8 protein-coding genes and 4 pseudogenes are annotated in these 15,630 nt (G+C 62.0%); 4 read left to right on the top strand and 8 right to left on the bottom strand.

What is annotated here, in order from left to right:
* The 5 genes and pseudogenes from ACLP2E_RS03420 to ACLP2E_RS03400 form a co-directional block, all read right to left on the bottom strand.
* A pseudogene (locus tag ACLP2E_RS03420) lies at positions 1-792 on the bottom strand (glycoside hydrolase family 65 protein); the annotation flags it as partial.
* Positions 793-795: 3 nt separating this feature from the next.
* Positions 796-1,500 (bottom strand): annotated as a pseudogene (locus tag ACLP2E_RS03415) (HAD family hydrolase); the annotation flags it as partial.
* A gap of 117 nt (positions 1,501-1,617) precedes the next feature.
* Positions 1,618-2,172: pseudogene (locus ACLP2E_RS03410) on the bottom strand (histidine phosphatase family protein); the annotation flags it as partial.
* A 17-nt stretch (positions 2,173-2,189) separates the two neighbouring features.
* A complete protein-coding gene (locus tag ACLP2E_RS03405) occupies positions 2,190-4,604 on the bottom strand; it encodes a phosphoketolase family protein (RefSeq protein WP_442465152.1) in 2,415 nt (804 codons plus the stop codon).
* A gap of 155 nt (positions 4,605-4,759) precedes the next feature.
* On the bottom strand, positions 4,760-7,042 hold the full coding sequence (locus ACLP2E_RS03400; RefSeq protein ID WP_442465151.1) for a glycosyl hydrolase family 65 protein: 2,283 nt from the start codon (positions 7,040-7,042) through the stop codon (positions 4,760-4,762).
* Positions 7,043-7,324: 282 nt separating this feature from the next.
* Between ACLP2E_RS03400 and ACLP2E_RS03395 the strand changes: the two are divergent.
* The 3 genes and pseudogenes from ACLP2E_RS03395 to ACLP2E_RS03385 form a co-directional block, all read left to right on the top strand.
* Positions 7,325-7,647, top strand: a pseudogene (locus tag ACLP2E_RS03395) (transposase); the annotation flags it as partial.
* A gap of 718 nt (positions 7,648-8,365) precedes the next feature.
* Positions 8,366-8,968 (top strand): phosphatase PAP2 family protein, encoded by a 603-nt coding sequence (locus tag ACLP2E_RS03390; protein WP_442463314.1) that lies wholly within the window; start codon positions 8,366-8,368, stop codon positions 8,966-8,968.
* 49 nt (positions 8,969-9,017) lie between these two features.
* Entirely contained in the window at positions 9,018-9,350 is a 333-nt protein-coding gene (locus ACLP2E_RS03385) for a DMT family transporter (RefSeq protein WP_442463313.1), read from the top strand.
* A gap of 10 nt (positions 9,351-9,360) precedes the next feature.
* Here the strand turns inward: ACLP2E_RS03385 and ACLP2E_RS03380 are convergent, their stop codons facing one another.
* From ACLP2E_RS03380 to ACLP2E_RS03370, 3 genes are all read right to left on the bottom strand, one after another.
* Positions 9,361-10,488 carry a calcium:proton antiporter gene (locus tag ACLP2E_RS03380; RefSeq protein ID WP_442465150.1) on the bottom strand — a complete coding sequence of 376 codons (1,128 nt, stop codon included), beginning with the start codon at positions 10,486-10,488 and terminating at the stop codon, positions 9,361-9,363.
* 190 nt (positions 10,489-10,678) lie between these two features.
* Positions 10,679-11,017, bottom strand: coding sequence for a hypothetical protein (locus tag ACLP2E_RS03375; RefSeq protein WP_442462155.1), 339 nt, complete (start codon positions 11,015-11,017; stop codon positions 10,679-10,681).
* A 94-nt stretch (positions 11,018-11,111) separates the two neighbouring features.
* On the bottom strand, positions 11,112-13,052 hold the full coding sequence (locus tag ACLP2E_RS03370; protein ID WP_442462156.1) for a potassium transporter Kup: 1,941 nt from the start codon (positions 13,050-13,052) through the stop codon (positions 11,112-11,114).
* Between the two features lie 140 nt (positions 13,053-13,192).
* On the opposite strand from ACLP2E_RS03370, the gene hrpB reads away from it, so the two are divergent.
* A partial coding sequence (gene hrpB / locus ACLP2E_RS03365; protein WP_442465149.1) for an ATP-dependent helicase HrpB occupies positions 13,193-15,630 on the top strand: 2,438 nt, incomplete at its 3' end.

Raw genomic sequence — 15,630 nt, 5'->3', positions numbered from 1 at the left:
AGGCCGAGCCTCGATTGTAAAAGCAACCTGGCCAAAGTCTTCGGTATGCGAAACCTTGTGGGAATGCGTGCACTGGGTCTCCAGCCTATGATCGATGGCAGATGTGAAGCTCAGGCAGCTTTTCTCGGTGGCATGGCACAGCACGATCCGGCGGTCTTTCGCATAGCCGGCCCGGTGATGGAGTGTCCGGCCTGCAAGGGTCCTCGTTTGCCGCGGATCATCAGCATTCGCGCGGGCAACCTGTTCATTCACTGCCATCTCCGAAGAGATCACGAGCGAGGCTGGCGCGTTCAGGAGCGTCACACGGTAAGAGACAGCGGCCACGTGCCTGTTGGCGAAGGAGACCAAGCGGCGCGATGAAATCAGCACTTGTTTTCCCGCGGGCGTCTCCCAGAGGATGTCCCGGTCGAGAGTTCCGGACTTCATGTTGAGGCGCCGGTCAAAGCTTAAGAGGTTTGAATTGGGCAGCCAAAAGGGCTCGTCATCGATGAAGAGCTTGATAATCTTGCTGTCGGCCACGTTAACGATGGTCTGGCCGGTTTTGGCAAAGCCGTAGGCTTCTTCTGGATAGATAATCGGCCATGTTTCGTAGAACCCGTTGATGAGGGTGCTATTTTCCGCGCTGGGACCTCCTTCCTCGGGACAACCGCGGATGCCGATATATCCGTTACTAAGCGTAAACACCGTTTCAAGCTGGGCGAGGAACTCGGGGTGAAAACCTTTTTCGATGACGTTCCATTCGTCTGCCGGATAATTCCGGGGAGGCGGCCTGAGGTGTTTATGGTGGAGCATCGGTCAGTCAACCAGTTCGCCAAGATCGTTTACCACCAGCTGCGCGCCATGCTGCCGAAGCTCCTCAGCGTTCCCCTTGCGCGCGACACCGATCACAAGCCCAAAATGCCCGTTAAACCCGGCCTCGACTCCCGATATGGCATCCTCGACGACAATCGCCCGCGCCGGCTCGACCCCGAGCAGCTTTGCCGCCAATAAATATGTGTCCGGCGCGGGTTTTCCCGCCAGGTGCTGGGCATGAATCACATGGCCGTCGACCTGGACGTCGAAGGAGGCGTCCAGCTTGGCTGTCCTAAGGACCGCCGTGCAGTTTTCGCTCGAGGTGACGACGGCGATCTTGAATCCTTGACGGCGCAAGGAGTGAATTAATTTCACTGTCCCTTCGTAAGGCTGCACCCCCATGTCTTCTATGATCCTGCCGACCAAGGCGTTCTTGCGGTTTCCGAGCGCGGCGACTGTTTCGGCCTTGGGAGGATCGTCCGGATTTCCTTCGGGGAGGGTGATTCCGCGTGACCTGAGAAAATCCCGGACGCCATCGAAGCGAGGCTTTCCATCAACGTAAAGCCGGTAGTCCGAGTCGAGATCGAAGGGACGGAACGCGTCGCCTCTCTGAATTCGACGCTTCTGAAGAAATTCGTCGAACATCTGTTTCCAGCACGCCGCATGGATGCTGGCGGTGTTGGTGATAACGCCGTCGAGGTCGAGCAGGACGGCGTCGTATTTTTCGCGTTTGATCGCGCACTTGCTCACAGGCTGCTGCGCTGCTCGCTCTGCTGTGATCGGCGGAGCAGCAGACCAGCCGCCCATCGCGGCGCTGACCTGAGGTCCGTTCCAGAGCTTTATGGCAGGTACATCATCGTAGTAGTCGAGAACGCAAAGCCCTCCCGTATCTAGCAAGAAATGCTGTCCGCCCTCAGTGGGAAGGCCGATCCATCGCGCCGCCAGCACGCGCAGTACGTGCCCGTGCGCGAACAGCGCAACGTTACCGCGGACGGCGCGCGCGCGGGCAATGACGCGATCCGCGCGAACGCCAACCTGCTCTGGCGTCTCGCCGCCAGGGCATCCGTCCCGGAAGATCATCCAGTCCTGCGTCACGTCATGAATCTGCTTGGGCGTCAGCCCCTCATACTCGCCGTAGTTCCACTCCATCAAATCCGGGTCGACGGCCGCACTTTCATCAAGCCCAGCCAGCGTGGAGGTCTCACGAGCGCGCCGCAGCGGGCTAACCAGAACGAGGGAGAAGGTTTCCTTGGCCAGCACGGGCCGCAACGCTTCGGCCCGCCGCCGGCCCTCAGCAGTCAACGGGATGTCAGTCACGCCCGTGTGCTTCCCGCTCAAGCTCCAGGCCGTCTCACCATGCCTGATGGCATATAAGGTCACGCTTGCCTCTCAGCGTCTCACAGGTTGTCCGCCGCCGTCGAGCGCACTGCTGCGGATTTGGCTTCCCGGCCCCAACTCCAGCCGGCGATATCGGGCATGTCGTCGCCGTAGCGGGCAATGTATTCCTTATGCTCGATGAGCATATCGCGGATCGCCTGCTTGGCGTAAGCGGCGCGCGAGCCGAGCTTCGGCACCCGATCGATCACGTCTTCCACCAGATGGAAGCGGTCGAGATCGTTCCGTACGCACATGTCGAAGGGTGTACTTGTGGCGCCCTCTTCCTTGTAGCCGCGCACATGGAGGTTCTTATGGCCGTTCCGGCGATAGGTCAGCCGGTGAATGAGCCACGGATAGCCGTGGAAGGCAAAAATGATGGGCTTGTCCGTGGTGAACAGTTGATCGAAATCCCTGTCAGGCAGACCATTCGGGTGCTCGGCCTCCGGCTGCAGCTTCATCAGGTTTACAACATTAATGACCCGCACCCTCAATTCGGGAGCGTGACGGCGGAGCAGGTCCACGGCGGCGAGCGTCTCCAGCGTTGGCACGTCTCCGCAGCAGGCCATCACGACGTCCGGCTCATGATCCCGGTCGTTGCTGGCCCATCCCCAAATCCCGAGACCAGACTCGCAATGCTTGATCGCCTCATCCATGGTCAGCCATTGCGGCGCCGGCTGCTTGCCGGCCACGATGACATTGACGAGATTGCGGCTGCGCAGGCAAAGGTCGGTCACCCAAAGCAAGCAATTGGCGTCGGGGGGCAGGTAAACACGGACGACTTCGGCCTTCTTGTTGACCACATGGTCGATGAAGCCGGGATCCTGGTGGCTGAAGCCGTTGTGATCCTGACGCCAAACATGACTGGACAGCAGATAGTTAAGCGAGGCGATTGGTCGTCGCCAGCCGATATGATTGCACACCTTCAACCACTTGGCGTGCTGGTTGAACATCGAGTCGACGATATGAATAAATGCCTCGTAGCACGAGAAAAAGCCGTGCCGGCCGGTCATCAGATAGCCCTCTAGCCAGCCCTGGCATTGATGTTCGCTGAGCATTTCCATGACCCTGCCGTCAGGAGCGAGATGGTCGTCCCAAGGATAGGTGTCTGCGACCCAGGCGCGGTTGGTAACCTCAAGTACATCCTGCCAGCGGTTTGAGTTGTTCTCGTCGGGACTGAAAAGCCGGAAGTTGCGCGATTCCATATTCAGTTTCATGACATCGCGAAGAAACCGGCCCATGACGCGGGTGGACTCCGCCGTGGCCGCGCCCGGTGCTGCAACTTCCACCGCGTAATCGCGAAATTCGGGAAGCCGGAGGTCGCGCAGCAGCAGCCCGCCATTTGCGTGCGGGTTTGCGCTCATGCGCCGCGTACCGCGAGGCGGAAGTTCGGCCAGTTCCGGCCGGAGGCGGCCATCGCCGTCGAAAAGCTCCTCCGGCCGGTAGCTTTTCATCCACTTTTCAAGGATGCGTACGTGCTCCGGGTTATTGTGCATCTCGCCCATGGGCACCTGATGGGAGCGCCAGTAGTCCTCGGTGCGCCGGCCATCGATTTCCTTCGGGCAGGTCCAGCCTTTTGGTGTGCGCAGGATGATCATCGGCCAGCGCGGACGCTCCCGGAAGCCATTGCGTGCTTCCATCTTGATACGTTGGATGTCGCCCAAGACGGTCTCCAGCGTGGCCGCCATGAGTTCGTGCATCTCTTCCGGATCGCTTCCTTCGACGACATACGGCGTATAGCCGTATCCGTGGAATAGTTGGTCGAGCTCCTCGTGGCTGATCCGGGCCAGCACTGTGGGGTTGGCGATTTTGTACCCGTTCAGATGCAAGATTGGCAGAACGGCGCCGTCCGCGGCAGGGTTCAGAAACTTGTTCGAATGCCAACTGGTCGCCAACGGCCCCGTCTCCGCCTCTCCGTCCCCGACCACGCAGGCTACGATCAGATCAGGGTTGTCGAATGCGGCGCCGTAGGCATGAGAGAGCGCGTACCCCAATTCGCCGCCCTCATGGATCGAGCCAGGGGTCTCCGCCGCCACGTGGCTGGGAATACCGCCAGGAAAGGAGAACTGCTTGAACAAGCGCTTCATGCCTGCCTCGTTGGCGGGAATATCTGGATAAACCTCGCTGTAGGTTCCTTCGAGATAGGCGTTGGCAACCAAGCCAGGCCCGCCATGGCCCGGGCCGGTGATATAGATCATGTTCAGGTCATGTTTCTTTATCATCCGGTTCAGATGGACATAGATGAAGTTCAAGCCCGGAGTGGTTCCCCAATGCCCGAGGAGCCGCGGCTTGATGTGTTCCTCGGATAGGGGCTCTTTGAGCAACGGGTTGTCGTAGAGATAGATCTGGCCAACGGAAAGGTAATTGGCAGCCCGCCAAAAAGCGTTGATCGATGACCGCTCCTTGTCCGAAAGCACGCTTGCCATCTGGTCTCCCATGATCTCGTCCTTAAGGCTAAGCCTTATGTGCGCGGCGCAGGCTGAGCGCCCGTTTCATTGTCTCGTAATTCACGGCGACGCCGGCCACCGTTTACTGAGTTCATATGCGCGGTCACAAAACTTCGTTTAGGGACAAGAGCTAGGCGGGTAATTTCTTAGATCGATACTTGCAGCATACCCGCCGTCAATTTGTGCGTAGCCCCTGCGATCCGTATGTCCATCGCCTCGCCCTGGACCAGCGTTGCCTGCAGGGCGCCGCCAGCAATCCGGATCGCCACAACCCGCCCTTTCCAGCATAACCGGAACGATAGGCTGCGCCATTGGGGGGGGACCTTAGGGTTGATTTCCAGTATATCACCCATCAGATCCACGCCGCCGAATCCGAGCATTACCGTCTGCCACATCCCGCCCAGCCCTGCGATGCGCACGCCACCGGCGCTGTTCGGGTCAAGATCAAGGTCGAGGGCAGCGGTCTTGTGAAGGTAACGCAAAGCCATCTCAGCATCCCCCAGGCGCGCGGCGACCAACCCGTGCATCGAGGTGCTGAGCGAACTGCCGTGAGCGCATTTCGGCTCGTAATAGCGAAAATTTCTCTCCGCCAATTCGCCGGGGAATTCTTTGGGTAACAGAGCAATAAGCGCCACAACGTCAGCCTGCTTCACCACCTGCGAGCGCTGCGTGCGCTGGCGTTTGATCACCACGTCGATCGGCATATTGGCGCCTGCGTAGGCAGCGAGGTCGAGAGGGTCCAGCGCATTAAAGCCTGCAAACTGCTGATAAATGCCCGTAGCAGGGTCAAGGCCAGTTACGAGGCGAGCGACAGCGTCGCGCCAGTCCGCCAGCTCGTCATCGCCAAGCGAAAGCTTTCGCCGGAGCACGGCGGCCCGCTCAGGCCAGCCCGCTTGCAACAGTTCTAAGGCTTCTAGCGCACGGGCGATGTTCCATCGCGCCATGACATTCGTGAAGGCGTTGTCATCCACATCCTCATGATATTCGTCCGGCCCGATCACGTGGCGGATGTGCCGCTTGCCATCCGGCTCCGCTATGCCCCGGCAAGCCCAGAACCGGGCCGTCTCAAGCAAGATCTCCGCCCCTGCGCCGAGAAAGAACTCATCGTCCCCGGTGGCGCGCCAGTACTGCCAAACGGCATAGGCGATGTCGGCACTAATGTGGTGCTCCATCTTGCCAGTCAAAATCTCGACGATGGCGCCGTCGGCTCCTACCACGTGCTCCGGTGTCGTCTCCTCTCCAGTGTCGGCGGATTCCCAGGCATAGAGCGCCCCTCTGTAACCCGCCTGGGCCGCCTTTGCGCGCGCGGCCGGCAATGTGTGAAAGCGGTACATGAGAAGCGCCCGCGCCGCTTCCGGCCAGACCGCAATATAGAATGGAAGCAGGTAGATCTCGGTGTCCCAGAAAACGTGCCCGAAATAGGCGTCGCCAGTGAGTCCGCGGGCGCCTATCGAGACGTGCTCGTCCTCTGGGTTGGCCGCGCTGGTCAAATGGTACACAGCAAAACGCAGGGCCCGCTGCATCGCATCGTCACCCTCAATGACGATATCGCTCGCAGTCCAGCGTGCGTTCCAGGCGGCCTCGTGCGCAGCCAGGACAGCGCGCCAGCCCAGCAAACGGCTGCGTTCCAGTGCGGCGGCGGCACGCGGAGCGGGATCGTCCTCTGGGTTGCCGGCTCGCGCAACCGCGACCATGCGGTCAAGTTCGATCACCTGCCCGGCTATAGAGCGCCAGCTCCAAACCCAGAGGAGCGGAAACGGACGCTCGGGTTCCCGCAGTTTGCCACCCAATCGCAACGTCGCGGCGCCTGCCATCGCCACGCCCTTGCCAGTGACCTCCGTACGCCAAGAGCCAAGGTCCTGCTCAAGCAGCATCGGCTTCACGTCGAGGCTGGCCATCGCGAAAGTTGCCTCCAACTTCACGTCGACGCCATCCCGGTCAAGCTCAGCCCGCAACAACTGCAGCCCCGCCGCGCGATCCGCCAGCGAGAGGAGAGCCAACCCGCGCCCAGAAGTGGTAACGCCTGCGGGGGTGCAATGTGTCCAGGCTGACAAAAGCAGGCCACGGCGAAGGTCGAGTGTGCGAATGCCCCTGAGCATCTGACCCTCGTGCGCCAGCAACGGTTTTCCGTTCAGAGTTATCAGTACGCGCGACCAGTCGGCGACAGGCGCCAGCGCGGGCACCGGCGGCTCAGTGTTAGGAATATCAAACAGGCCCGCAACGTAGCAGCGCGGCCAGGAGCGCCATCTCACGCCGCCTAGCCAGCTCAGCCAGGATGGACCACGGCCCCCCGCGAGGGCGGCGCGCATCCCCAGGAAACCATTGCCGAAGGCAAAGCGGGATTCCACTGCGTTCTCGGTTAGGACATTGTAACCTTCATGGGCGATTATCCAGCCAGGGTCTGGTGTCGGTTCGAGCGATTGTCGCATCGAAGCAATCTCCGAAGGGCTTAGTCGCCCAACACTAAATGCACAATGAAGTTCCCCCGCTTTCGCGGACCGAAACATTTGAATGTCGAAGAAACGTCCCCCACACCCGCCTGAATAAACGAGCATAGTACGAGGTATTCGGCATAAGTGTCGGGCCGGACACGGGGTTCGGGGTTGACCAACGCCAAACTCCGGCTCATTTCGGGCGAGTGGCGCCGCGAAAAATTGAAGAGACTTGCGACCCCGCCCGCGTGAGGGGTATTTGGCCCGCCTGACGGCGGCTTCGCCTCGGGCCGTGAGTTCGCCGCTTTTCTCGGCCTGACGCCGCGTCAGCATTCGAGCGGCGGCAAGGAGAAGCTCGGCCGCATCACCAAAATGAGCGACCGTTACTTGCGCAAATTGCTGGTGGCGGGGCCTGCGCGGTGCTGTGCCATCGCAAGGGCCACAAGGACGCTCTGCGCGTCTGGGCCGACCGGCTGCTGGCGCGCAAGGACGCCAAACACAAGTTCAAGCTGACTGCGGTGGCGCTGGCCAACAAGCTGGCGCGCATCGTCTTCGCGCTGCTGGCGCGCGGCGGCGTTTACGCCGGGCGGCCGCTCAGTTAGACAAACGAAATTCTTTCATATTCGAAGGTGTTAATATACATAGTCTAGGGAGAAGCTTGAATCACCGCATGCGTTGACATCGTAGGGGTCACAGGTTCGATCCCTGTCGCGCCCACCATTCCCAAAGCCTTCGAGTTGCTGGAAAAACCAGCGCTCGGCCGGTCAGCGCGATCAGGCGTCATGCGGCGACTGCCTCGGAAGTCACGCCTTGGGGCTTTCGCTTGCGCCGCGCTCCCGTTCGCTACTTCCCTGGCTTTGATGACAAAACGGGAGATCGTTTCCCCTAATTGGCTGGCTTGCCCCGATAGCGCTCCGTAAATCGCGGCGACCCTTGCCGTGGCCTGGTCGCTATCGGAGGCGGCATGGGTCACTTCACCCGCATTGGCTGTCACAGGGCGGAACCGCCGAGTATCCCCAACTTCGCGAGAGGGTCTGCTGGGCCGTTGTCCGGCGGGCCAAGCCGCGCCTTGGCGGGGACATCAAAGCGTTGCAAAAGAGTCATAAGGCTGAGGTGTTCGCTCAAGCTCAGGAATTTTTGGGAAACGAGCGCTTACCCTATGCTATGTTACATTCGACCCAGGACCGAAATGACGCCGCTGTCTCGATGACAAGGAAAACGACCATTCGGACTTTCGACACCACGCCGTCCGTTCGGACGCCAGGCAACAAGGGCATTGAGTTGTCGGGACGTCAAAATCCCGCCGAAGCGGCCATCTCGATGGCTTCGGAAACCCGGTCCGGCGCGAGCCTTTTCATTTGGCGCAAGAACCTGGCCCGGCGCGCGTCGGGCTGGATCGAGACCTTGCAGGAGGCCGATCTGGAGGCGGTGCGAATCATTTCGCGCACGGCGAGAAGGCCGGTCGCGCGGCTCAGCGCCATCGCCATCAGCAAGCTCGGCAATGGCTGGTTTTACATGTTTCTCGCCGCTCTCCTCTTCTCCCGATGGGGGGCCGCGCGCGGCTCTCGCATCATCCTGCTGGCGGGCGTCAACGCCGGCGTGATGCATTGCCTCTATCCGCTGATCAAGAATCGCTATCAACGCCGGCGGCCGTTCAAGGTCGATCCGGAACTGTCGTCCCTGCTTTCGACGCTGGACGAGCATTCCTTTCCCAGCGGCCACGCCATGACCTTGTCGGCCGTGCTGGCGCCGATCGTCATTCTCTGGCCGGCGATGGCGTTTTCGAGCGTGCTGATGGTCGTGGGCCTCGCCTGGTCGCGGGTTGCGACCGCCCACCATTATCCCAGCGACGTGCTCGCCGGCGCCTTGCTTGGCCTTGGCCTGGGTTACCCGCTTTCGACGGGCATTCTCGCCTTCTGGTAAGGCGGCGGCCCAGCTGACGCTTCTTCAGCCCGGCCTTTAGGATGAGTCCATGATCAAGTGGGTCTATCTGCTTGTCGCCATATCGGCGGAGATCGGCGCCACGTCAGCGCTGAAAGCCTCCGAGCGATTCACCCAATTGACGCCTTCCGTGCTGGTCGTGCTCGGCTATGGCGTCGCTTTCTACTTTCTGTCCTTGACGCTCGACACGATTCCCGTGGGGATTTCCTACGCCATCTGGTCGGGCGTCGGAATCGTTTTCATTTCCCTGATCGGCTGGCGCTTTTTCGGTCAGAGCCTGGACGGGCCGGCGATCGCCGGCATCGCCCTCATCGTCGCCGGCGTGGCGGTGATCAACCTGCTGTCGAAAACGGCGTCGCACTGATTGCGTCGCTTTACGGCACCGCAGCGAGCAGCAGGAAAACACCGAAAATCACCAGATGCACGGCGCCCTGGAGAATGGTCGCGCGTCCTGTCGACAGCGTCAGGGTGCTGGCGATCAGCGTCAGCGCCAACAGCACCATTTCCTGCGTGTCGAGGCCGAGGATCAAATCCTGATCCATGGTCAGCGACACGGCGGCGACGACGGGAATGGTCAGGCCGATGCTGGCGATGGCTGAGCCGAGCGCCAGATTGAGACTGGTCTGGATGCGGTTGGCGCGGGCGGCGATGACGGCGGCGCCGCTCTCCGGCAAAAGCACCAGCGCGGCGATGACCACGCCGATGAATGAAGGCGGAAGCCCGACGGCGGCGATTCCTCGCTCGAGCGCCGGGGACAGGGTTTTCGCCAGCAAGATGACTGCGACCAGCGAGGCCACCAGCAGGACCGAGCTGAACAGGGTCATGCCGCTCGAAGGCACATTTTCCGACTCATCCTGCGCCGCTTCAAAATCATCGGCCAAAGCCGGCGCCGGCTCGTCGACGAGAAAATAATCGCGGTGGCGCACCGACTGGACGAAGACGAAGACGCCATAGAGGATAAGCGACAGCGCGCTGACGAAGATCAGCTGGGTCGGCGCATATTGCGGCCCGAGCTTGGTGACGGTGAAATTCGGCAGGACCAGCGTCATCACCGCCAGAGTGGCGAGCACGCTCAATGCGGAGGCGGTGCCTTCGACGCGAAAGGCCAGTTCGCGATGCCTGACGCCTCCGGCGACCAGGCAGAGCCCGATCACCCCGTTCAGCACGATGATGACGGCGGAAAAAACCGTGTCGCGCGCCACCGACGAAGCCCCGGGCGGCGCGGAAACCATGATCGAAACGATCAGCGCCGCTTCGATCACCGTCACCGCGACGGCAAGCAGGATGGAGCCGAAAGGTTCGCCGACTTTTAACGCCACGACCTCGGCGTGATGTACGGCGGCGAAAACCGAGGCGAGCAGGAAGACAGAGGCGACGACGACGACGGCGGAGTCATTTGGGTACAGCACGCCGCCATATTTCGCAGCCAGCAGCGCCAAGGCGCCGAGCGGCGCCGCCCAGGCCCACCAATGCGACTTGTGCAAGGAATGCGACGCGCTCATCGACCCGGCTCCCGAAATATTATCACCATAGCCGTCAGGCCGGTTCGAGAAAAGCCGGAGACTTTTCCGAACGGCCGACGCGTTTTGGCCATGCTCTTGTTGGGATCTTTCGTCGGCTTGTCAATCCAGACGGACACGCAAAAGCGCGTTGCTTAAGTCTTTGGTGGCCGTTGACCAATAGGCCGCCGGATTATTTCAACAGGATGATGTAGCGTTCGGTCTCATTGGGCCGCTGCACTTCCAGCCGCCTCATGCCGATATAGCGCACGATTCTCAGACGGTCGCCCTCTTTGAACCTGGCGCAAATTCCGGTCTCGACCTCGCCGGCGATAAAATTTTCCGCCGCATCCCGGCTCACCTCGACATTGAGGTCGATCCAGCGCTTGATCAGGGCAGGATCCTTGCAGCCGAACTGCGCGCCCTCGATGGTGCAAAGATCTCCCACTTCGCAGGAGCCGTGCGCCCAGGCCGACTGGCCAGCGCAAGCGGCCAAAAAGAGGGCGGCGACTATCCCCTTGCTGAACGACATTAAAGCTTCCCGGAAAAAAGATGAGGTTCGGCTCAGAACCATCTTCTATCCGGCAAGGCTTGCCCGAGCCTTTCAGGCTTCGGCGGCGGCAGCATCAGATCGTCACTTGCGCGCCCAGTTCGACGACGCGGTCGGAAGGTATCGAGAAGAAGTCGGTGGCGTTGGTCGATTGTTTCGACAGGCTGACGAACAGCTTGTCCTGCCATTGCGGCATGCCGGAAGCCGGCGAACATTTCAAAGTCCTTTTGCCGAGGAAGAAGGACGTGGTCATGATGTCGAATTTGACGCCGCATTTGCGCATCAGCGCCATGGCGGCGGGTACGCGCGGGCTCTCCATATAGCCGTAGTGCAAGGTCACGCGCGTAAAATCGTGCGACAGCTTTTCGGTCTCGAAACGATTGGCCTCGGTCACGCGCGGCGTCGGCTCGGTGAGCACGTTCATGATCACCACCCTTTCGTGCAGCACCTTGTTGTGCTTGAGATTATGCATCAGCGCGGAAGGGGCGACATTGGGATCGCCGGTCAGGAAAACGGCGGTGCCGGGCACGCGGGTCGGCTTGGATTTGTCCAGCATGCGGATGAGATCGGCGGTCGGGATCGAATCGCGATGGGTTTTCTTGGCCAGGAGGTCGGTGCCGCGCACCCAGGTCCACATCACGATCATCGACAGCGCACCGAGGCTCAGCGGCACCCAGCCGCCTTCGAACACCTTGACGAGATTGGCCGCCAGAAAGGCCAGGTCGATGGAGAGGAAGAAGCCGATGAAGGGAATGGCGACATACAGCGGCCAGCGCCACAATTTCCACACCACGAAAAAGGCGAGGCTCGTGGTCACCACCATGGTGCCGGTGACGGCTATGCCATAGGCGTTGGCCAGATTGTCGGAGGAGCGAAACAGGAACACCAGCATCAGCACGCCGATCAGCAAGGTGCGATTGACGCGCGGCACGAAAATCTGGCCTTCGGTGGTCGCCGACTTATGCTGGATTTCGAAACGCGGCAGCAGGCCGAGCTGGATCGCCTGGCGCGAGAGCGAAAAAGCGCCGGTGATGACCGCCTGGCTGGCGATGACGGTCGCCATCGTGGCGAGTATGACGAAGGGAATCAAGGACCAGGCTGGCGCCATCAGATAGAAGGGGTCTTTCATCGCCTCGGGGTCCTTGAGCACCAGCGCGCCCTGGCCGAGATAATTGCAAATCAGGGCCGGCAGCACGAAAAACAGCCAGGCCACCTGGATCGGCTTGCGGCCGAAATGGCCCATATCGGCGTAAAGCGCCTCGGCGCCGGTCACCGCCAGGAACACCAGGCCGAGGGTGACGAAGCCTTGAGCGCCGTGACCGAACAGGAAGCGCAGTCCGATGAAAGGATTGAAGGCGTACAGGATGCGCGGCGCGTCGGCGATATGAAGCAGGCCGAGAATGCCGAGCAAAGCGAAGAACACCACCATGATCGGGCCGAAAAAGGTCGCCACCCTCGCGGTGCCGCCGCTCTGGACGACAAAAAGCGAAACCAGAATAACCACCGCGATCGGCAGGATATAGGGCTGGAAGGCGGTTGAGGCGGTATTCAGGCCCTCGACCGCCGAAAGCACGGAAATAGCCGGGGTGATGATGGCGTCGCCGGAAAACAAGGCCGCTCCGGCCACGCCGAGCAGGAAGATGACTTTCGAGCGCCGGCCGAGCGCGTTCTGCGCCAGCGCCATCAGCGACAAGGTTCCGCCCTCGCCCTTGTTGTCGGCGCGCATCAGGAAAAACACATATTTCAGTGTGACGGTGAAGAACAGCGCCCAGATCAGCAGGGAAACGATGCCCACGACTTCCGATTCGACGATTCCGCCGGCGCTTTTCATATGGTCGAGCGCCGCCTTCAGCGCGTAGAGCGGGCTGGTGCCGATATCGCCGTAAACCACGCCCATCGAGCCGAGCATCATGGTCCAGAAGCCTTCTGGTTGATGTTCGGGAGCGGGGGATGAGGGGATGCTGAATTCCTGCCCGGTCTTGAGGGCGGCAGGCGCGGGGACGGCGTCTTGCGACATGAATTTTTCCTGGCTTCGCCCCAAGCGGGAGCCTACCGAGGATGGCATATAAACCTTTCTTTCTTGTGGGAGAAGAGGGCCGTTGGTCATGATCGCCGTCGCCGGATTGTCGCAACGGAAATTTGCTGGCATGAGGCCACATGGGACTTTTCTCTCTCTCCAGCCAGATGGCCGCCTTGCCGATCGACGAGGTTTTGCCGCGTCTTGGCCAGATTCTCGCGGATGCCTCCCGCGCGGTGCTGGTGGCGCCGCCCGGCGCGGGCAAGACCACGCGCGTTCCCCTGGCTTTGCTTGACGCTGGCTGGCGGGGCGACGGAAAAATCGTGGTGCTGGAGCCGCGCCGCATCGCCGCCCGCGCCGCGGCCGATCGCATGGCCAGCCTGCTCAATGAGGGACTTGGGGAAACCATCGGCCTGCGCGTGCGCCTGCAGACTTTGGTCGGGCCGAAAACCCGCGTCGAAGTGGTGACTGAAGGCGTTTTCGCCCGGATGATCCTCGACGATCCCTCGCTGGAGGGGATCTCGGCCGTGCTGTTCGACGAGTTTCACGAACGCTCGCTCGACGCCGATCTAGGCCTCGCGCTGGCGCTCGACGCGCAGGCGGCGCTACGGCCCGACCTGCGCCTGCTGGTGATGTCGGCGACCCTCGACGGGGCGCGCGTCGCCGCTTTGATGCAAGACGCTGCTGTCGTCGAATCGCAAGGCCGCGCCTTCGAAGTCGAAACGCTTTATCTAGGGCGCGATTCGGGGGAAAGAATCGAGGACGCCGCCGCCCGGGCCATTTTCCGCGCCTTGGCGGAAGAGAGCGGCTCGATGCTGGTCTTTCTCCCCGGACAGGCGGAAATCACCCGTCTTGCCGGCATTCTGGGCGAAAAGCTGCGCGATCCAGCCGTGGATGTCTGCCCGCTCTACGGCGCGATGGACCGCGCCGCGCAGGATCGCGCGATCAAGCCGGCGGCGGCGGGGCGGCGCAAGATCGTGCTGGCGACCTCGATCGCCGAAACCTCGATCACCATCGACGGGGTGCGCGTGGTGGTGGATTGCGGCCTCGTCCGCGCGCCGCGTTTCGAGCCGGACCTCGGCCTGACGCGGCTGGAGACCCTGCGCGTTTCGCGCGCGGCCGCCGATCAGCGGCGCGGGCGCGCCGGCCGCACTCAGCCTGGCGTCTGCTATCGCCTGTGGGAAGAGGCGGCGACCGGCTCGCTGCCGGCTTTCGCCCAACCGGAAATTCTGGCAGCCGACCTCGCTGGCCTGCTGCTCGATCTCGCCGCCTGGGGGGCTCGCGATCCGTCCGAACTGGCCTGGCTCGATCCGCCGCCAACCGCGGCGACGGCGGAGGCGCGGGCGCTGTTGCGGGAATTGGGCGCGCTCGACGCCAAGGGCGCGATCACTTCTCGTGGGAAAGCCATGCGCGATTTGCCGCTGCCGCCCCGGTTGGCCTGCATGGCCTTGCAGGCGGAATCCTCCGGCGTGGGGGAAGAAGCCTGTCAGCTTGCCGTCACCCTCACAGAAAGAGGTCTTGGCGGCGATTCTCCCGATCTTGGCGACAGGCTCGAGCGTTTCGTCAGGGATAATTCGCAACGGGCGAAGGACGCCCGCCGGCTGGCGCATGGCTTTACGCGGCAATTGCGGTTTTCCGCCCGCGAACTGGGCGAAAAAGGGGAGAAGCGGGCGCTTTCAACCGGGGCGCTGGTTGCTTTGGCTTTTCCCGACCGCATCGCCATCGCGCGCGGAAAACCAGGCGATTTTCTCATGGCCAATGGCCGCGCCGCCAGCGTGGAGGCGCATTTTCCGTTGGCGAGGGCGAAAATGCTGGCCGTCGCCGAAGTGATCGGACGGGCCGGCGCCAGCCGCATTGTCGCCGCGGCGGAACTGCACGATGCGGATTTCGAGGCGCTGTTCGCCGAGAAAATCGAGACGAAAGACGAAACCCGATTCGATCCTTCCAGTGGCGCGCTGCGACGCCGCGCGTCGCGCCGCTTCGGCGCGCTGGTTCTGGCCGAGCAGAATTTGCCCGTCGCCGCCTCGCCGGAAAACGCGCAACTTCTCGCGCGCGGCGCCGCCGCTTTCGGGATCGACCGTCTGAACTGGAGCAAGGCGCAAAACCAGTTTCGCGAGCGCGTGGAGTTTCTGCGCCGGGCGCACGCGGGTGAGGGAGAGGCCAATCCCTGGCCCGACCTGACCGAGGAGGCGCTGAAGCTTTCGCCCGAAAACTGGCTGGCGCCTTTTATTCAAGGCTGCGTCCGTCTCAACGACATCGGCCCGGAGCATTTTGACGCTGCCCTCTCGGCTTTACTGCCTTGGGACCTTACACGAAAACTGGAAGAAGAGGCGCCGACCCACTACGTCACGCCGGCGGGCTCGTCCGTCGCGCTCGATTATGGCGGCGCGGAAGGGCCGGTCCTCGCCGCGCGGGTGCAGGAGTTTTACGGGCTAGCGACTCATCCCAGCCTCGCCGGCGGGCGCGCTCCGCTGACCTTGCATCTGCTGTCGCCGGCGCATCGGCCGATCCAGATCACCCGCGACCTGCCGGGCTTCTGGAAAGGCTCCTGGGCTGGCGTGAAGGCGGAAATGAAGGG

Source organism: Rhodoblastus sp., from assembly GCF_052145335.1.
Taxonomy (GTDB): domain Bacteria; phylum Pseudomonadota; class Alphaproteobacteria; order Rhizobiales; family Beijerinckiaceae; genus Rhodoblastus.
Note: the sequence above shows the minus strand (reverse complement) of the source record. Positions and strands in the feature narration are given on the sequence as shown.